Below are 18,813 nucleotides of genomic sequence, written 5' to 3' on the forward strand. Positions count from 1 at the left end.
ACTTCTCTCCGCGCTTCGCGAGGCTGTGCCTTTACTTCTCTCCGCGCTTCGCGAGGCTGTGCCTTTACTTCTCTCCGCGCTTCGCGAGGCTGTGTCCCTACTTCTTTCCGCGCTTCGCGAGGAAGGCCTCCACCTCGGCCCGGATCTCCGGAGTGTCGAGCCCGCGGACCGTCATGGTGGTGCGACGGCGCAGCACGTCGTCGGCGGTGTACGCCCACTCGTTGTCCGCGGCGTACGCGACCTGGGCCCAGACGTCCGGGCCGTCGGCGTGGATCGGCTCGCCGAGCTCCGGGTTCTCCGCGATCAGGTGGGCGATCTCGAAGGAGAGGGTGCCGTAGTGCGAGGCCAGGTGCTTGGCCACCAGCGGCTCCATCCGGGAGCCGGGCTCGCGGTCCACCAGCAGGCGGTGGGCGACCGCGTTCGGGGTGCCGACGCCGGGCAGCGGGACGGTGGCCGGGATCGGCGACATGTCCTCGCGCAGGCCGGTGCCGGGCACGTGGGCCAGCTTCTCCAGGACGGTGCGGCCGATGTGACGGTACGTCGTCCACTTGCCGCCGGCCACCGAGAGCATGCCGCCCCGGCCCTCGGTGACGACCGTCTCGCGCTTGGCGGCGGCGGTGTCGCCCGGGCCGCCGGGCAGGACGCGCAGGCCGGCGAAGGCGTAGGTGATCAGGTCGCGGTCCAGGTGCTCGTCGCGGATCGCGTGGCCGGCCTCGCCCATGATCTGGTCGATGTCGGCCTCGGTGGCGCGCACGTCGCGCGGGTCACCGGTGTACTCCTCGTCGGTGGTGCCGAGCAGGACGTGGTCCTCCCACGGGATCGCGAACGACACGCGGTACTTGTCGATCGGGATGGTGAGCGCGGCGCGCCACGGGGTGCGGCGCTTGACCACGACGTGGGCGCCCTTCGACAGGCGGATGGACGGGGCGGCGCCCTTGTCCTCCATCTGCCGCAGGTGGTCGACCCACGGGCCGGTGGCGTTGAGCACCAGGCGGGCGTTGACGCCGAACTCGGTGCCGTCCAGACGGTCCTTCAGCTCGGCGCCGGTGACCCGGGTGCCGGTGAACCGGAGACCCGTCACCTCGGCGTGGTTGAGCACCACGGCCCCGGCCTCGACCGCCGCGCGCACCGTCATCACGGCGACCCGGGAGTCGTTCATCTGGTGGTCGCCGTAGACGGCGACGGACCGCAGGCCCTCGGTGCGCAGCGCGGGCACCTGCTGGGCGGCGTGCGCGGCGGTGGAGACCCGGCCCATGCCGTCGCGGAAGGCGGAGAGCGCGGAGTAGAGGAAGACGCCGGCGCCGAGCTTGGTGGCGCCGTGCGGGCCGCCCTTGTAGACCGGCACGAAGAAGGTCAGCGGGTTGACCAGGTGCGGGGCCACGTCGGTGGAGAGCACGCGGCGCTCCTTGTGGTTCTCCGCGACCAGCTTGACCGCGCCGGTCTGCAGGTAGCGCAGACCGCCGTGGACGAGCTTGGAGGAGGCGGAGGAGGTGGCGCCGGCGAAGTCGCCCGCGTCCACCATGGCGACCTTGAGGCCCGACTGGGCGGCGGTCCAGGCGGTGGCGGTGCCGAGGATGCCGCCGCCGATCACCAGCAGGTCGTAGGTGGCCTTGCCGAGCAGCTCGCGGGCCTCGGCGCGGGAGGCGGTACGTCCGGTGGTGTAGCCGGCGCCCAGGGTCGGGATGGAAGCCATGGTGTGTGTTGCGGTGCCGGTGCGGGCGGCGCCGCGTCTCCTCTCGTTGTGCTGCGGTGCGGCCCCTTGCTGAGGGGCCGTCAAACGACGCTGGCCGGTCGGGGCCGCTGCGGCCCCGACCGGCGTGACGGTCAGTTCTCCTCGTCCTCCTCCACCCAACCCATGGTGCGCTCCACGGCCTTGAGCCACTTCTTGTACTCCCGCTCGCGGGTGGCCTCGTCCATCCGGGGGGTCCACTCGGCGGCGCGGTGCCAGTTGGCCCGCAGGGTGTCCAGGTCCGGCCAGAAGCCGACCGCGAGGCCGGCCGCGTAGGCCGCGCCCAGTGCGGTGGTCTCGGCCACGTAGGGCCGCTCGACCGGGGCGTCCAGGACGTCCGCGATGTTCTGCATGAGCAGGTTGTTGGAGGTCATCCCACCGTCCACCTTGAGGGCGGTGAGCTCCACGCCGGAGTCCTTCTGCATGGCGTCGACGACCTCGCGGGTCTGCCAGGCGGTGGCCTCCAGCACGGCGCGGGCCAGGTGGCCCTTGGTCACGTACCGGGTCAGACCGGCGATCACACCGCGGGCGTCGGAACGCCAGTACGGGGCGAACAGGCCGGAGAAGGCCGGCACGAAGTAGGCACCGCCGTTGTCGTCGACGGTCGAGGCCAGGGTCTCGATCTCGGCGGCGGTGGAGATGATGCCCAGCTGGTCGCGCAGCCACTGCACCAGCGAACCGGTGACCGCGATCGAGCCCTCCAGGGCGTACACCGGGGCCTGGTCGCCGATCCGGTAGCCGACCGTGGTGAGCAGGCCGTGGTACGAGTTGACGATCTTCTCGCCGGTGTTCAGCAGCAGGAAGGTGCCGGTCCCGTAGGTGGACTTGGCCTCGCCCTCGTCGAAGCAGGTCTGGCCGAACAGCGCGGCCTGCTGGTCGCCGAGCGCGGCCGCGACCGGGACGCCCTCCAGGTCGCCGACCGCGTGGCCGTAGACCTCGGCGGAGGAGCGGATCTCCGGGAGGACCTGGAGCGGGACGCCCATCGACTCGGCGATCCGCTCGTCCCAGGCCAGGGTGGCGAGGTTCATCAGCATGGTGCGGCTGGCGTTGGTCACGTCGGTGATGTGCTTGCCGCCGTTGACGCCACCGGTGAGGTTCCAGATCACCCAGGTGTCCATGGTGCCGAACAGGATGTCGCCGGCCTCGGCGCGCTCGCGCAGGCCCTCGACGTTGTCCAGCAGCCAGCGGATCTTCGGGCCGGCGAAGTAGCTGGCCAGCGGGAGGCCGGTCTCGCGGCGGAAGCGGTCCTGGCCCACGTTGCGGCCCAGCTCGCGGCAGAGCGCCTCGGTCCGGGTGTCCTGCCAGACCAGCGCGTTGTGGACCGGCTCGCCGGTGTTCTTGTCCCACAGCACGGTGGTCTCGCGCTGGTTGGTGATGCCGATGGCGCGGATGTCGTCCTTGGTCAGTCCGGCCTTCTCCAGCGCCCCGCGGACCACGGACTGCACCCGGGTCCAGATCTCGGCGGCGTCGTGCTCGACGTAGCCGGGCTGCGGGAAGATCTGGCTGTGCTCCTGCTGGTCGACGGCGACGATCCGGCCGTCCGCGCCGAAGATGATGCAGCGGCTGGAGGTGGTGCCCTGGTCGATCGCGGCGACGTAGTTGCCAGTGGAGGTCATGGAGGGTCCTCGGCTCGAATGGGGGTTCGGGAAGATCGGACTGACGAGTGGTCAGTCCCCGTGCTCAGGAGTGGGGCAAACCAACAGGCTGTCAGAACGCCAGGTGGTAGAAGCCGCCGGCCAGCAGACCGCCGACGACCGGACCGGCCACCGGGATCCAGGCGTAGGACCAGTCGGAGCCGCCCTTGTGCGGGATGGGCAGCAGGGCGTGCACGATGCGCGGGCCCAGGTCACGGGCCGGGTTGATCGCGTAGCCGGTCGGGCCGCCGAGCGAGAGGCCGATGCCGACCACGGTGAAGGCCACGATCAGGATGCCGGTGCCGGACAGGCCCAGGCCCTTGGTCAGGCCCTGGGTGAGGATGGCCAGGCAGAGCACGAAGGTGCCGATGATCTCGGTGAGCAGGTTCTGCACCGGGTTCCGGACCTCGGGGCCGGTGGCGAAGATGCCCAGGGTGGGGGCGTCGTTCGCCTGGAACTGGCCGAGGTAGGTGACCCAGACCAGGGCGGCGCCGATCATCGCGCCGAGCAGCTGGCCGCCGAGGTAGAGCGGGACCTTGCCCCACTCGCCGGTGTCGGCGGCGATGGCCAGCGTGACGGCGGGGTTCAGGTGGGCGCCGGACTTCGGGGCGGACATGTAGGCGGCGATCATCACCGCGAAGCCCCAGCCGAAGGTGATGGCGAGCCAGCCGGCGTTGACGGCCTTGGACTTCTTGAGGGTCACTGCGGCGCAGACGCCGCCGCCCAGGAGTATCAGCGCGGCGGTGCCGAGGGTTTCGCCGACAAGGATGTCGCCGTTGGAGAACGCGGACACAAAGACTCCTTCGTCCGTGACCGGAGCAGGTGGGGGAGGTGCACGTTCCCGTCCCGGGGTCGTGCGCTGACGGGTGGCGTTCCGGTCGCTCCGGACACCGTTCGACAATGTCGACCGTCATGCGGAAGCTTCCCCCTGTCGTCACCCCCGCGTCAAGGGCGGGTGACCGACCTGTGATCCATCACTCACGGTGATCCCCCGGTGCCGCGGAAATCAGCACCCTTGTCACCGGAAAAGCGGACAAAACACCAAGGCGCGGGCAGGAATCAACCTGCCCGCGCCTGCGGGAAACTCACGAAGCGTCAGAAACGACGGTCAGAAGCGCCCGGCCCCCAGGTCCCGGGAGATGGCCCGGGCCGCACTGCGCACCGAGGCCACCAGGGAGGGCTTCACGAACCCGTCCTCGCAGACGCGCTCCACCGCCCCGCTGATGCACACCGCCCCCACTGGATTGCGCCGGCGGTCCTGGATCAGCGCGCCGATCGAGGCCACGCCCTCCCAGGTCTCCTCCACCGCCGCGGCCCAGCCCCGCTCCCTGGTCAGCGCCGCCTCCGCGTCGATGTCCGCCGGGTCGGTCAGGGTCCGCGAGGTGTACGACTCCAGCGGCCCGTCGCCCAGCTCGCCGCGGGCCACCGGGTCGTACGCCAGCAGCACCTTGCCCAGCGCGGTGGAGTGCAGCGGCTGCATCGAGCCCACCTCCAGCACCTGCCGGGTGTCGTCCGGGCGGAACACGTGGTGCACGATCAGCACGCCCTGCTGGTGCAGCACCCCGAGGTAGACCGTCTCCCCGCTGGCCCGCGCCAGGTCGTCCGCCCAGACCAGCGCCCTGGCCCGCAGCTCGTGCACGTCCAGGTAGCTCTGGCCCAGCCGGAGCAGCTCGGCGCCCAGCTGGTACTTCCCGCTCTCCGGGTCCTGCTCGACGAAGCCCTCCAGCTGGAGGGTGCGCAGGATGCCGTGCGCCGTCCCCTTGGCCAGGTCCAGCGCGGTGGCCACCTCCGACAGGCCCAGGCGCCGTTCGCCACCGGCCAGCAGCCGCATGATCGCGGCGGCCCGGGAGAGCGACTGGATCGGCCCTGGCATGTGTACCTCCGCTGACAGGCGGTCGACATTGTCGACCGCAGTGGTATCGCCCCGAGTCTGCCAGGCCGAGGGCCGGGCGTGCACGTCCGCCGTCAGCGACTGTCAGTTCCGTCCGTCACGTCCGCCGGTCGCGTCCTGCCCGTGCACCACCCGGGCGAGCGCCGCGATCTCCGCCGGGCCGACCCGGCAGCACCCTCCCACCAGCCGGGCACCGTCCGCCAGCCACTGCGCCACGCGTTCGGGCACGAAGGTCGAACCGCCCCGCCAGTCCCGGGCCCCGGCGTCCCAGCCCTCCCCGCTGTTCGGGTACACCACCACCGGCTTCCCCCCGGCCTCGGCGGCCACCCGCACCGCCCCGTCCGCGTCCTCGGGCGCGCAGCAGTTCACCCCCACCGCCACCACCCCGGGCGCCCCGGCCGCCAGCGCGAACGCCTCCGCCAGCGGCTGCCCCGCCCTGGTCCGCTCCCCGTCGATCGAGAACGACAGCCAGGCCGGCACCCCCAGACCGTCCAGCACCCGCAGCACCGCCTCGGCCTCCACCGCGTCCGGCACCGTCTCCACCGCCAGCACGTCCGGCCCGGCCGCCGCCAGCACCTCGATCCGCGGCCCGTGGAAGTCCACCAGCTGACCGACCGTCAAGCCGTACCGCCCCCGGTACTCCGACCCGTCCGCCAGCACCGCCCCGTACGGCCCCACCGAGGCCGCCACCCACTCCGGCCCCGCCGCCCGGGCCAGCGCCACGCTCTCCCCGAGCAGCCGCACGGCCTCCTCGGGCTCGACCCCGCGCCGCGCGAAGCCCTCGAAACTCGCCTGGTAGCTGGAGGTGATCACCACCTCGGCCCCCGCCTCGACGTACGCCCGGTGCGCCCGTGTCAGCGCCGCCGGATCGTCCGCCAGCAGCCGCGCCGACCAGAGCTCGTCCGAGAGGTCCTGCCCCGCGTCCGCCAACTGGTTCGACAGACCCCCGTCCAGCACCAGCGGCCCCGCCACCAGCGCCTGCGCGAACGCGTTCCCCACAGTCCTCACCCTCCGTGTGCCGACCACCGCACGCTACAACGCGCAAGATCGACGACGGATGCCCGTCCCGTCCCGCGAGACACTGACGCACCGTCACCCACGGGGACTAGCATCCAGCCATGACAGGCCCCTTCACGCACTGCCACTGGTGCGGCACCCCGTACGCGCCCGCCACCACCACCTGGCCGCGCACCTGCCCCGGCTGCGGCGAGATCAGCTACCGCAACCCGCTGCCCGTCGCCGTGGCCCTCCAGCCGGTCGAGCAGCCGGACGGCACCCGCGCCCTCCTCGTCATCCGCCGCACCATCGAGCCCGGCTACGGCGAGCTCGCCCTCCCCGGCGGCTACATCGACTACGGCGAGAACTGGCAGACCGGCGCCGTCCGCGAGCTCCGCGAGGAGGCCGGCCTGGAGGTCGACCCCGCCCACGTCCGCCTCGCCGACACCGGCAGCGACGAGCGCGGTGCCTTCCTGATGCTCTTCGCCCTCTTCCCGCCGCGCCCCCTCGACACGCTGCCGCCGTCCGTCCCCACCGACGAGACGGACGGCTGGCACCTGCTCACCACACCGACCCGGCTGGCCTTCCCGCTGCACACCCAGGTCGCCGAGGCCTGGTTCAAGGGCGCCTACGACTGACCGGCGGCCGGGCTCTGCACGGGGCTGCGCACCTGGCTCTGGGCCGGGCTCTGCTGCTGCCCCTGACTCTGCTGCCCCTGGCTCTGGGCCGGGCTCTGCACCTGGCTCGCCCCGCCGGACGGCGAGGCCGCCTTGCTCCGCAGCGCCGAGCCGGACCCGGACGGCGCACCGGACTGCTGCTGCCCGACCGACGACGAACCCGACCGGCCGGACGGCGAGGAGGACGGCGACCCCGGGGACTTCGAGCCCGGCGAGGCGGAGCCCGACCCGGACGGCGAGCCCGACCCCGAGCTCTTGCCCGAACCCGACGGCGACCCCGAACCCGAACCCGACGGAGAGGTGGAGGCCGAGGGCGAACCCACCCCGTGCGAGAACGACTGCCCGCTTGACGGGTCCACCACCGTCACGTCCTTCAACGGCGACGGCGCCGGGCTCACCACCACGGTGTCCTGCGGCTTGAACGCCGGCCACGGCGTCCCCGAGTACGCGGGCGGCTTCACCAGCGCGGCCGGCGGCAGCAGCGGATTGCCGCAGGCACACCGCACCCGGGGCAGCCCGCGCCCGTCGATCAGCACCGCCGTCCCGCTCTGCAGCACCGACTGGTACGGGGTGGCCACGCCGTTGGCGAAGCCGTGGTTGGTCACCCGGGTGTCCGAGCGGAGCACCACCGGGGTCAGCGAGCGCAGGTAGGCGTCGATGGTGGACGGGTCGATGCCCAGCACCCCGGCCCAGGCCCGGCCCTTGGCCTGATCGGACGTCAGGAAGGCCGACAGCTTCGGCACGTCACAGCTGGCCGTCTCCCGGCTGCCCCCGTACAGCCCCGGGTCCGAACCCGTCACCGTCCGGCCGGTCGCCGACCCCGAGGCGCTCGCCGCCCCGGAGGCCGTCGCGCTCTCCGACATCGACACCACCGCCACCGACCCGGTGAACGGGTCCGGCCCCGACGCCGCCACCGGCTGGAGCGCCACCTGCGGCGCGGCCTCCGTCTTGGTGTCCTTCCCGCCCCCGTTGGTCAGCACCACCGTCAGCACCGCGGCCCCCGCCGCCACGGCCACCACCGCCAACCCCTTCGGCCCCCGCCACCACGGCCGCCGCCCACCCCCGCCGCCGCCACCTCCGGCCGGCACCAACCGCCGCCCGGGCGGCTCACCTCCTGACGACCCGCCACCCCCTGACGACCCGCCACCCCCTGACGACCCGCCACCCCCTGACGACCCGCCACCCCCTGACGACCCGTCACCCGGGGGCGGCCCCCCGTTCGGTCCCGACAACGGCCCGGACGGCGGCCCCGCCGCCACCCCACCCGCCGAGGGCCCCGACACCGGCCCGCTCGGCGGCTCCGGCGACCCGCCCGAAGGCTGCGGCATCGCCGGCTCGGTCGGCGAAGGACCGCCCCCGCCGCCCGAGGGCGGGCTGGAGTACGGACCGGTGGGCTCGGACGGGGGATGGGAGTTCACGACCTGCCTCCAACGGCTGGAATCCCCCGCCGCTCATTCTCGACCCGCCCGCCCCACCCGTCGCGCCGACCGCCGCCGTCCGTGGTCACCCCGCGCCCCCGACGCGACCGCTTCCGGCTCGCCGACCACGCGCGCCCGGCCGAAGCTGAGGTGATCCGGGAACCCCCGTCCGAACCGGGAGCCGCCATGCCGTCCCAGGCCGGTCCGCCGTCCGCCGCCGCGCGCCACCTCCGCCCCTGGCTGGAAGCGCTCCTCACCGCCGCGGTGCCCCTCCTCCTGATGGCCGCCCTGGCGGCCCTCGGCCTCTGGCTGGCCGGAGCCGACGCGCTCCCCGGCGGTGCGTTCCCCTCCGTGGTCGCCGCCACCGTCCTGATGGGCCTCGGCGTCCCCGTCCGGCTCGACGGAACGGCGGCCTTCGTCGCCGAGGCCCAGGGCGGCATCGAGGCCATGCCGCTCTCCGTCACCCTGCTCGGGGCCCTCGCCACCGCCCACCTCTTCCTCCGCCCGCTCCGCCTGCGCGCCGTCGCCACCCCCGCCGAACTCGCCGCGAGAGCGGGCCGCACCGCCCTGCTCTGGCTGCTGCTCCTCGTCCTGCTCCGCCTCCCGGCCTCCCACAGCTTCGAGGTCCCCACCGGAGACCCCCTCCTCGACGACCTCGGCGCGGCCTTCGGAGCCGCCCCCACCGTCGGCTTCCGCACCGCCCTCCTCCCCACCCTCGGCATCGGCCTGCTCTGGCTGGCCGGCGTCCTCCTGCTCACCCTGCTCGCCTCCCGCCGGGCACCCCTGCCCCCGGCCCTCCTCCGCCACCGCTCCGCCGTCCAGCCCGCCGCCCACGCGGTGCTGACCCTGCTCCTGCTCTACGTCGCCCTCGCCGCGCTCGCCGGCCTGGTCACCGCCGTCGTCGCCGGTCACCCCCGCACCACCTTCGCCGTCCTCCTGCTCGCCCTGCCCAACCTCGCCTGGCTGGCCCTCGGCATCGGCCTCGGCGGCTCCTGGCACGGCTCGGCCCCCACCGACATCGGCCTCCCCATGCCACCCGCCCTCGCCGAGGTGCTCCGCGTCCCGTCCGGGCAGGAGACCACCCTCGACCTGAACTCCCTCGCCGCCCAGGACTCCGCCGCCTGGCTGCTGGCCGCCCTCGCCGCCGTCGCGCTGCTCCTCACCGGCTACGGCGCCGCGCGCCGCACCGCGCCCGGCACCCGCCCCTGGCAGTACGCGGCCCACCTCGCCGCCGCCCTCGCGGTGGCCGTCCTCCTGCTCGGCCTGGTGACCAGGATCTCCGCGGCGCTCGGCCTCTCGCTGCTCGGCTTCGAGGCGGCCGGCGGCGGTGTCTCCCTCACCCCCGACCTGCTCCGCACCGTCCTGCTCGCCGCCCTCTGGGGCGCCCTCGCGGGTCTGCTCGGCGGCTTCGCGGTCACCCGCCGGAAGTGACGGCCCGTCACCCCTCCCGGACGAACACCGGCCACGCCCAGGCCGGCGGGACCGGCTCCTCCGGCACCACCGGCACCACCTCGGTCGGCGTCGGCCCCGGTCCGGCGGCCGCGACCACCGGCCCGCCCAGGTCCGCCGCCCGCAGCGCCGCCACGAACTCCAGACAGCTCCCGTACCGCTCCTCCGGCGTCTTCGCCAGGGCCCGCCCCAGCACCGCGTTCAGGCCCGCCGCCAGCTCCGGCCGCAGCTCGCTGAGCGGCGGTGCCTCGTCGTGCAGGTGCGCCCAGAGCAGCGCCAGGTCGTCCTCCCGGCGGAACGGCGGAGTCCCCGTCAGCTCCTCGTAGACCACGCACCCCAGGCTGTAGACGTCGCACCGCCCGTCCACCGGCCGCCCGGAGATCTGCTCCGGCGCCACGTAGTCCAGCGTCCCCACGAACTGCCCCACCGTGGTCAGCCCGGTCAGCGAGAGCGACTTCTTGGTCAGCCCGAAGTCGGTCAGGTAGACGTGCTCGGGGTGATCGCTGTCGGTGCCCTCCGCGACCAGCACGTTCCCCGGCTTCACGTCCCGGTGCACCAGCTGGTGCGCGTGCGCGGCGTCCAGCGCCGAGGCCACCTGCGCGGTGATCCGCACCGCCTGCCGCAGCGTGAGCGGCCCCTGACGGTCCAGCAGCGCCCGCAGGTCCCGCCCCCGCACGTAGCGCATCGCGATGTACAGCACCCCCTCCGTCTCCCCGGCCTCGTACACCGGGACGATGTGCGGGTGGTCGATCGCCGCGGCGGCCCGCGACTCGCGGGCGAAGCGCTCGCGGAAGACGTCGTTGCGGGCCAGCTCGGGCGCCAGCAGCTTGACCGCCACCGTCCGCCCCAGCCGCAGGTCCTCGGCCCGGTAGACCACCGCCATCCCGCCCCGGCCGATGATCTTCTCCAGCCGGTACCCGCCGAGCTGCTGCCCGGTCAGGTCCGCCTGCGCCATCCCGTTCACACCCGCGCTCCTCCGTTCACGCCTTCGCCGCCCCGCCCTCGGCGGGCTCCACGGTGGCGTACGGCTGGAGCTGCGCCGCCTCGCAGTACGACCAGCGCCCCCGCGCCACGTCCAGCAACCAGGCCGAGGGCCCGTCCAGCACCGCGCCGACCCGCAGCCCGGCCGTTCTGGCCCGGAAGCCCTCCAGGTCCAGCCGTCCGTCCGCGTACTGGTCCAGCAGCTCCCGGTACCGCCCGATCGCCGCCTCCAGCTCGGCCAGCAGCGGCCGCGGATCGGCCTCGGTGGCGGTGGGCCGCCCGGCGGCGGGCGGACGCTGGGGGACGGCCACCAGCAGGCGGCCGTCCACCCAGCAGGTCCAGCCGTTGGAGCAGACCACCCGGGCCCAGTCCCCGCTGGCGCCGGCCAGCATCACCGGCAGCAGCGAGTCCAGCCGCGCCGAGGGCCGCGAGGGATCGGGCCCCTCCCAGCTGGGCAGCCCGCCCTCGGGGACCACGTGCGTACTGCGGAAACCCTCCACCGTGCCGCCCTACCCGCGCATCACGGCCGGCTCCTGCCGCCGCAGCAGCCGGAGCACCAGGACGCCGAACAGCAGCGACAGCGCGGCCAGCACGCCCATGTCGAGCAGCCAGGTCGACAGCTGGTGACGGAACAGCGGATCCGCCGTCAGCTCGCCCGGCACCGCCTGCCGCAGGTCCACCGTGGAGGCCATCGCGGCCAGCGCCCACCGGGAGGGCACCAGCCAGGAGAGCTGGTTGAGCACCGGCACCCCGTTCAGCTGGAGCAGCGCCCCGCAGAACACCACCTGCACGATCGCCAGCAGCACCAGCAGCGGCATGGTCACCTCCTCCTTCTTCACCAGGGCGGAGACCACCAGGCCGAGCATCATCGCGGTGAACGAGAGCATCGCCACCGCCAGCGTGATCTCCACCAGCGGCGGCATCAGCACCCCGCCGCCGCCCTGCGGTCTCAGCTTCACCCCGGCCAGGCCGACCAGCGTCAGCACCACCGCCTGGACCACCGTGATCGTCCCCAGCACCACGATCTTCGACCAGAGGTACGCCGATCTGGAGAGCCCGACGGCTCGCTCCCGCTGGTAGATCGAACGCTCCTTGACCAGCTCCCGCACCGCGTTGGCCGCGCCCGTCAGCACGCCGCCCACGCACAGGATCAGCAGCCCGTTCAGCGCCGTGTCCGGGCCCAGACTGCTGCCCGCCAGCGCCCGCGCCATCGCACCCATCACGAACGGCAGCGCGATCATCACCGCCAGGAAGGTCCGGTCCGCCGTCAGCGCGTTGGCGTACCGGCGCACCAGCGTCCCCAGCTGCGACCACCAGCCCTGCGGCGGCGGCACGGGGGAGGGCACCGCGGCGGAGACCTCGGGCCGCGCCGGGCGCTCCATGGTGTCCGCGATGTACCGGCGGTGCTCGTCCGAGCCGTGGTACTGGCCGGCCCAGTCCCGGGCCCGGTCCTCCTCGAAGGCCTCGAAGGCCTCCGGCCACTGCGCGAAGCCGAAGTAGCCCAGCGCCTCCCCGGGCGGCCCGAAGTACGCGATCTTCCCGCCCGGCGCCAGCATCAGCAGCCGGTCGCACAGGTCCAGACTGAGCACGCTGTGGGTGACCACCACCACCGTCCGCCCGTCGTCCGCCAGCCCGCGCAGCATCTGCATCACCGAGCGGTCCATCCCCGGGTCCAGACCCGAGGTCGGCTCGTCCAGGAACAGCAGCGAGGGCTTGGTCAGCAGCTCCAGCGCCACGCTCACCCGCTTGCGCTGACCACCCGACAGACTGGAGATCACCTGGTCGGCCCGCTGCTCCAGCCCCAGCTCGCCGATCACCTCCTCCACCCGCGCGGCCCGCTCCTCCGGCGTGGTGTCCCCGGAGAACCGCAACTCCGCCGCGTAGCGCAGCGCCCGACGGACCGTCAGCTGGGTGTGCAGGATGTCGTCCTGCGGCACCAGCCCGATCCGGCGGCGCAGCTCCGCGTAGTCCCGGTACAGGTCACGGCCGTCGTAGCGGACCGAGCCCCGGTCGGCCGGGCGCAGCCCGGTCAGCGCGTTCAGCAGGGTGGACTTGCCCGCCCCGCTCGGCCCGGCCACCGCCAGCAGGCACTTCTGCCCGACCGGGAAGGTCACCCCGTCCAGCAACCGCCGCCCGCCCGCGACCTCCACCACCAGGCCGTCCACGTCCAGGTCCACGTCCCCGGTGTCGACGAACTCCTGCAGCTCGTCCCCGACCAGGCAGAACACCGAGTGCCCGATGCCGACCAGGTCCTCCGGCCCGAGCAGCGCCACCGTCACCGGCGAGCCGTTCAGGAAGGTCCCGTTGTGACTGCCCACGTCGGCGATCTCGTACCGGCCGTCGGGTCTGGCCCGCAGCTCGGCGTGGTGCCGGGAGACCGAGAGGTCGTCCAGCACCAGGTCGTTGTCCTCGGACCGGCCGATCCGCACCACCCGGTCCGGCAGCCGCTGCACCCTGGTCGGCGGCCGGTACGAGCCGGTGATCCTGGTCAGCGCGGACGGTGCCCGCACCGTCCTGGTGGGCTCCGGCAACGCGGCCAGGGTCGCGTACGGACCGTCCTGCGCGCTGCCGAAACGCAGCGTGCTGCCCGGTGCCAGATCCAGATGGCTCACCCGTTCCCCGGAAGCCCAGGTCCCGTTGGTCGAGCCGGTGTCGTCGAGCGCCCAGTGGTCGCCGTCCACGTGGAGCACCGCGTGATGCCAGGACACCCGGGGATCGCTGAACACGACCTCCCCGGCAGGATCACGCCCGACGTGGTACTCGCGACCCGGGCTCATCACCTGCGAGTCGCCGTCGGTCTCCAGCAGGAGCTGCGGCGCGTAGGGCACGAAAGTTCGCTCTCCCATACACCGATGCTAGGCCCGAGCCTCCTGACCGGCCCGGCGACGGAAACGTCCGAGGTGGCGAAGGCCCCGGCACACCCTGGCGCCGATCACGATCACGTGGCAGAGTCCAGCCGTCAGCGCCACTCGGACGGGCGCAACGAGGCGTTCCGTCCCCTGCCCGGCCGGGAGTAACCACCGTGAGCACCCCACACCAGGTCCAGCCCCTCTGGCGGCCCGACCCCGCTCGCGCCGCCGAAACCCAGATCGTCGCCTTCCAGGCCTGGGCCGCCGAGCACCACGGCGCCCCCGCGGCCCCGCTCGCCCCCGCGGCCGGCGACGACGAGGCCGCCGCCCGGTACGCCGCGCTGCACGCCTGGTCCACCGAGGACCTGTCCCGCTTCTGGCGGGCCGTCACCGAGTGGTTCGACGTCCGCTTCGCCGAGCCGCCCACCGCCGTCCTCGGCTCCACCGAGATGCCCGGCGCCGAGTGGTTCCCCGGCGCCCGGCTCAACTACGCCGAGCACGTGCTGCGCCACGGCGAGGCCGCCGAGAACGCGGAGAAGCCCGCCATCCTGCACCTGGACGAGAAGACCACCGAGCCCGTCCCGGTCAGCTGGGCCGAGCTCCGCCGCCAGGTCGCCGCCCTCGCCGCCGCCCTGCGCGAGCGCGGCATCGCCCCCGGCGACCGCGTGGCCGGCTACCTGCCGAACATCCCGCAGGCGATCGTGGCCCTGCTCGCCAGCGCCGCCGTCGGCGCCGTCTGGACCAGCTGCGCCCCCGACTTCGGCGCCCGCAGCGTGCTCGACCGCTTCCAGCAGCTGGCCCCCGTCGCCCTGATCACCGTCGACGGCTACCACTACGGCGGCAAGGACCACGACCGCTCCGAGGTGGTCGCCGAGCTCCGCCGCGAGCTGCCCTCGCTGCACACCGTCGTCCACGTCCCGCTGCTCGGCACCCCCGCCCCCGAAGGCGCCCTCTCCTGGGCGGACCTGACGGCCGGTCAGGCCGAGCCGGTCTTCGAGCAGGTGCCCTTCGACCACCCGCTCTGGGTGCTCTACTCCTCCGGCACCACCGGCCTGCCCAAGGCCATCGTCCAGGGCCAGGGCGGCATCCTGGTCGAGCACCTCAAGCAGGCCGCCCTCCACCTGGACCTCGGCCCCGAGGACCGCTTCCTCTGGTACACCTCCACCGGCTGGATGATGTGGAACTTCCTCGTCGCCGGCCTGCTGGTCGGCTCGACGGTGGTCACCTACGACGGCAGCCCCGGCCACCCCGACACCGGCGCCTTCTGGTCCGTCGCCGCCCGCACCGGCGCCACCGTGCTCGGCACCTCCGCCGCGTACGTCATCGCCAGCCGCAAGGCCGAGCTCCACCCCGGCCGCGACCTCGACCTCTCCGCCGTCCGCTGCCTCGGCACCACCGGCTCCCCGCTGCCGCCCGACGGCTTCCAGTGGATCTACGACGAGGTCAAGCCCGACGTCTGGCTCGCCTCCGTCAGCGGCGGCACCGACGTCTGCTCCTGCTTCGTCGGCGGCGTCCCCACCCTCCCGGTCCACCTCGGCGAGATCCAGGCCCCCTGCCTCGGCGCCGACGTCCAGGCCTGGGACGTCCAGGGCAAGCCGCTCACCGACGCCGTCGGCGAACTGGTCGTCACCAAGCCCATCCCGTCCATGCCGGTCGGCTTCTGGGGGGACGAGGACGGCCGCCGCTACCACGACAGCTACTTCGACACCTACCCCGGCACCTGGCGCCACGGCGACTGGATCACCGCCACCTCCCGCGGCACCGTGGTCATCCACGGCCGCTCCGACTCCACCCTCAACCGCCAGGGCGTCCGGATGGGCTCCTCGGACATCTACGAGGTGGTCGAGCGCCTCCCCGAGATCCGCGAGTCCCTGGTGATCGGTCTGGAGGAGGAGAACGGCGGCTACTGGATGCCGCTCTTCGTCGTCCTCGCCCCCGGCGCGGAGCTGGACGACACCCTCGTCGGCCGCATCCGCACCTCGCTGCGCACCGAACTGTCGCCCCGTCACGTCCCCGACGAGGTGATCGCCGTCGAGGGCCTGCCGCACACCCTCACCGGCAAGCGCATCGAGGTCCCGGTCAAGCGCCTCCTGGCCGGCACCCCCCTCGACCAGGCCGTCAACCCCGGCTCCGTCGACAACCTCGACCACCTGCGCTTCTTCGAACACCTCGGCCGCACCCGCCGCGGCTGACCCGCGGTCACCGCTCCCGGGCGCGGGCAACGTACGCGGTTACACCGGGGGCGCGAGGAACTGCGCGAGGCGGAAGGCGGCTCACCTGCAACTGAGGCTCCATCAGCCAGTTGCACGTGCTGCCGTTCCCCTGCGCGCAGTTCCCCGCGCCCCTGGTGGAACCACTCACGTGGTGCTACTCGCCTGACAGCACCTGCGCCGCCGCCGCCTTGGCCTCCTCGGCCGAGTCCGCCGCACGGGCCGCCTCCGCCGCCCGCTGACACTGCGCCAGCGTGTACTTCGCCAGCGTCGACCGCACGTACGGAATCGAAGCCGAACCCATCGACAGGCTGGTCACACCCAACCCGGTCAGCACACAAGCCAGCAGCGGATCGGAAGCGGCCTCGCCGCAGACGCCGCAGCTCTTGCCCTCGGCCCTGGCCGCGTCCGCCGAGAACGCCACCAGGTCCAGCAGCGCCGGCTGCCACGGGTCCTGCAGCCGGGCCAGCGCGCCGACCTGACGGTCCGCCGCGAAGGTGTACTGCGCCAGGTCGTTGGTGCCCAGCGAGAGGAACTCGACCTCCTGGAGGATCGAGCGGGCCCGCAGCGCGGCGGACGGGATCTCCACCATCGCGCCGAACTTCGCCTTCAGCCCCGCCTCCCGGCACGCCTCGGCGAACGCCTTGGCGTCCGTCCGGTCCGCCACCATCGGGGCCATCACCTCGAGGTAGACCGGCAGGCCCTCGGCGGCCTTCGCCAGCGCGCGCAGCTGAGTCCGCATCACCTCGGGGTTCTCCAGCAGGGTGCGCAGACCGCGCACGCCCAGCGCCGGGTTCGGCTCGTCGGCCGGGGTGAGGAAGTCCAGCGGCTTGTCGGCACCGGCGTCCAGCGCCCGGACCACCACGCGGCCCTCCGGGAAGGCCTCCAGCACCTTGCGGTACGCCTCGACCTGCTTCTCCTCGCTCGGCGCCTTCGCCGAGTCGTCCAGGAACAGGAACTCGGTGCGGAACAGCCCCACACCCTCCGCGCCCGCCTCCAGCGCGGCCGGCAGGTCACCCGGACCGCCGACGTTGGCCAGCAGCGGCACCTTGTGCCCGTCCGAGGTCTGCCCCGGCCCGGACGAGGCGGCCAGCGCGGCCTTCCGCTCGGCGGCCACCGCGCGCAGCTCGGCCTGCTTCTCCTCGCTCGGGTTGATCAGCACCTCACCCGTGGAGCCGTCCACCGCGGCGACGACACCCTCCGGCAGGTCGGTGGCCCCGGGCAGCGCGACCACGGCCGGCACGCCCATGGCCCGGGCCAGGATGGCGCTGTGGCTGGTCGGCCCGCCCTCCTCGGTCACGAAGCCCAGCACCAGCGTCGGGTCCAGCAGCGCGGTGTCGGCCGGTGCCAGGTCCCGGGCGAAGAGCACGTACGGCTCGTCGCTGTCCGGCACGCCCGGCATCGGCACGCCCAGCAGCCGCGCCACGATCCGGTTCCGCACGTCGTCCAGGTCGGCCACCCGGCCCGCCAGGTAGTCCCCGGCCGCCGCGAGCAGCGCCCGGTACGCGGCGAAGGCGTCGTACACCCCGCGCTCGGCACTGCTGCCGACCGCGATCCGCCGGTTCACGTCGGCCATCAGCTCGGGGTCCTGCGCCATCAGCGCCTGGGCCTCCAGCACGGCCTGGGCCTCACCGCCGGCCAGGTTGCCGCGGGCGATCAGGTCCGCCGCCACGGCGTCCACGGCCGCCTGGGCACGGGCCTGCTCGCGGGGTGCGTCCTCGGTCGGGATCTGGGTGGCCGGGGGCTCCAGCACGGCCGTGCCCATGTGCCGGACCTGGCCGATCGCGACACCGTGGCTGACACCTACGCCTCGCAGCGCCTGTTCCATGAGTGGGTTCCTTTCACCCGGGTGCGGGCCCGCCGTCCGGACGTGGGGTCACGGCCGGGGCCGGGTACTTGCCGAGCCGTCCCACCCTCTTGGTCGGGGGAGTGGGACGGCGCGGCGGTCTTACGACTTCTCGGTGGAGCTAGTTCCAGGTGAAGAGCGCGTCGCCACCGGCGACGTCCCCGCTCTCGGTCACCCCGGCCAGCGCATCGGCCGAGGCCTCGAGCGCCACGATCGGGGAGATCGGCGACTTGCCGGCCTTCTCGACCTCGGCCGGGTTCCAGCGGATGACCGCCTGGCCGCGGGTGACGGTGTCGCCCTTGCTCACCAGCAGCTCGAAGCCCTCGCCGTTGAGCTGCACGGTGTCGATCCCCAGGTGGGTCAGTACCCCGTGCCCGTCCGCGTCCACCACCACGAAGGCGTGCGGGTGCATCGACACGACGACACCGTCCACCGGAGCCACCGCATCGGTGACCTCCCGGACCGGGTCGATGGCAGTACCGGGGCCCACCATGGCCCCGGCGAAGACGGGGTCGGGGACGTTCGCGAGCCCGACGGCGCGACCGGCCAACGGCGAGGTCACAGTGGTCATGGTGGGTCCTCCCAGGTACGGGGCACAGCGAGCCGCCGCAGGCCAGCGGCGGTGTGATCGTTCTGAAGCCTAAATCATGCCAAGTTCGGACATTTCGCAAGCGACACCAGGGGCGGTCCGCCGGGTGACAACCCTGCTCGGCCGGCGCACATCTGCACCCGGTGCCACCCGTCTCCCCTGCTGGCAGGGGCCTCGGGCGTCTCAAGTGGTCTAGTCCTCTTGGCTGATGCGCCGAACTCTACGCCATGCGGGTGAGCCGCGACGATCGCGCCGATCGGGGTGCATAGAGGGGTGTGAACCACGGCCGACGGGCCGAACGGGTGACCGGTCGCGCGGCTCGATTAGGCACTCCGCCGAGGAAGGGCTATGGTTTGTCGAGTCGCCGCAAGACGGTGATGAACATCAGATGTCGGAACCGCAAAGACTTGGTGAAAACCTAGTAAACGGATCTGCTAAGCTGGTGGAACGAACGAAGCGCCCGGAGGGCCTGCCGGAAGGCAGTCCGAAGGAAGCCACCGTTCCTTGAGAACTCAACAGCGTGCCAAAAGTCAACGCCAGATAT

General features: G+C 73.3%; 14 protein-coding genes. 3 read left to right on the forward strand and 11 right to left on the reverse strand.

The genetic code is table 11. The features are described 5' to 3' along the window. Nucleotides 1–97: 97 nt before the first annotated feature. The 5 genes from ACIA8O_RS35960 to mmuM form a co-directional block, all read right to left on the reverse strand. Nucleotides 98–1,693, reverse strand: a complete 1,596-nt coding sequence (locus ACIA8O_RS35960; protein WP_396298249.1) for an FAD-dependent oxidoreductase — start codon at nucleotides 1,691–1,693, stop codon at nucleotides 98–100. A 131-nt stretch (nucleotides 1,694–1,824) separates the two neighbouring features. Continuing rightward, on the reverse strand, nucleotides 1,825–3,345 hold the full coding sequence (gene glpK / locus ACIA8O_RS35965; protein ID WP_396298250.1) for a glycerol kinase GlpK: 1,521 nt from the start codon (nucleotides 3,343–3,345) through the stop codon (nucleotides 1,825–1,827). Between the two features lie 91 nt (nucleotides 3,346–3,436). Further along, nucleotides 3,437–4,156 (reverse strand): MIP/aquaporin family protein, encoded by a 720-nt coding sequence (locus ACIA8O_RS35970; RefSeq protein WP_396298251.1) that lies wholly within the window; start codon nucleotides 4,154–4,156, stop codon nucleotides 3,437–3,439. Between the two features lie 315 nt (nucleotides 4,157–4,471). Next, nucleotides 4,472–5,236 (reverse strand): IclR family transcriptional regulator, encoded by a 765-nt coding sequence (locus ACIA8O_RS35975; RefSeq protein ID WP_396298252.1) that lies wholly within the window; start codon nucleotides 5,234–5,236, stop codon nucleotides 4,472–4,474. Nucleotides 5,237–5,338: 102 nt separating this feature from the next. After that, nucleotides 5,339–6,262 (reverse strand): homocysteine S-methyltransferase, encoded by a 924-nt coding sequence (mmuM, locus tag ACIA8O_RS35980; protein ID WP_396298253.1) that lies wholly within the window; start codon nucleotides 6,260–6,262, stop codon nucleotides 5,339–5,341. Between the two features lie 110 nt (nucleotides 6,263–6,372). On the opposite strand from mmuM, the gene ACIA8O_RS35985 reads away from it, so the two are divergent. Continuing rightward, nucleotides 6,373–6,888: an NUDIX domain-containing protein gene (locus tag ACIA8O_RS35985; RefSeq protein WP_396298254.1), complete on the forward strand. Its 516-nt coding sequence runs from the start codon at nucleotides 6,373–6,375 to the stop codon at nucleotides 6,886–6,888. Here the strand turns inward: ACIA8O_RS35985 and ACIA8O_RS35990 are convergent. Beyond that, nucleotides 6,879–7,946: a DUF6777 domain-containing protein gene (locus tag ACIA8O_RS35990; RefSeq protein ID WP_396298255.1), complete on the reverse strand. Its 1,068-nt coding sequence runs from the start codon at nucleotides 7,944–7,946 to the stop codon at nucleotides 6,879–6,881. The genes ACIA8O_RS35985 and ACIA8O_RS35990 overlap by 10 nt on opposite strands. Before the next feature lie 585 nt (nucleotides 7,947–8,531). Between ACIA8O_RS35990 and ACIA8O_RS35995 the strand changes: the two genes are divergently transcribed. Next, nucleotides 8,532–9,776, forward strand: a complete 1,245-nt coding sequence (locus ACIA8O_RS35995; protein WP_396298256.1) for a streptophobe family protein — start codon at nucleotides 8,532–8,534, stop codon at nucleotides 9,774–9,776. Nucleotides 9,777–9,783: 7 nt separating this feature from the next. Here the strand turns inward: ACIA8O_RS35995 and ACIA8O_RS36000 are convergent, their stop codons facing one another. Genes ACIA8O_RS36000 through ACIA8O_RS36010 form a run of 3 tightly spaced genes read right to left on the reverse strand, consistent with a single transcriptional unit; the run spans nucleotide 9,784 to nucleotide 13,621 of the window. Next, on the reverse strand, nucleotides 9,784–10,749 hold the full coding sequence (locus ACIA8O_RS36000) for a serine/threonine-protein kinase (protein WP_396298269.1): 966 nt from the start codon (nucleotides 10,747–10,749) through the stop codon (nucleotides 9,784–9,786). Nucleotides 10,750–10,774: 25 nt separating this feature from the next. Then, the gene (locus tag ACIA8O_RS36005) at nucleotides 10,775–11,275 is read right to left on the reverse strand and encodes a hypothetical protein (protein ID WP_396298257.1); all 501 of its coding nucleotides are present in this window, start codon (nucleotides 11,273–11,275) and stop codon (nucleotides 10,775–10,777) included. Between the two features lie 9 nt (nucleotides 11,276–11,284). Next, a complete protein-coding gene (locus ACIA8O_RS36010; protein WP_396298258.1) occupies nucleotides 11,285–13,621 on the reverse strand; it encodes an FHA domain-containing protein in 2,337 nt (778 codons plus the stop codon). Nucleotides 13,622–13,797: 176 nt separating this feature from the next. Here ACIA8O_RS36010 and ACIA8O_RS36015 point away from each other — a divergent pair, with 176 nt between their 5' ends. Next, a complete protein-coding gene (locus tag ACIA8O_RS36015; RefSeq protein WP_396298259.1) occupies nucleotides 13,798–15,816 on the forward strand; it encodes an acetoacetate--CoA ligase in 2,019 nt (672 codons plus the stop codon). A gap of 175 nt (nucleotides 15,817–15,991) precedes the next feature. Here ACIA8O_RS36015 and ptsP read toward each other — a convergent pair whose 3' ends face one another. Together ptsP and ACIA8O_RS36025 are read right to left on the reverse strand one after the other, a co-directional pair. Beyond that, a complete protein-coding gene (ptsP, locus tag ACIA8O_RS36020; RefSeq protein WP_396298260.1) occupies nucleotides 15,992–17,662 on the reverse strand; it encodes a phosphoenolpyruvate--protein phosphotransferase in 1,671 nt (556 codons plus the stop codon). A 139-nt stretch (nucleotides 17,663–17,801) separates the two neighbouring features. Beyond that, nucleotides 17,802–18,251 carry a PTS glucose transporter subunit IIA gene (locus ACIA8O_RS36025; protein ID WP_396298261.1) on the reverse strand — a complete coding sequence of 150 codons (450 nt, stop codon included), beginning with the start codon at nucleotides 18,249–18,251 and terminating at the stop codon, nucleotides 17,802–17,804. Between the last annotated feature and the right edge of the window lie 562 nt (nucleotides 18,252–18,813).

The sequence above is a fragment of the Kitasatospora sp. NPDC051853 genome (assembly GCF_044452665.1).
In the GTDB taxonomy this organism is placed as follows: domain Bacteria; phylum Actinomycetota; class Actinomycetes; order Streptomycetales; family Streptomycetaceae; genus Kitasatospora.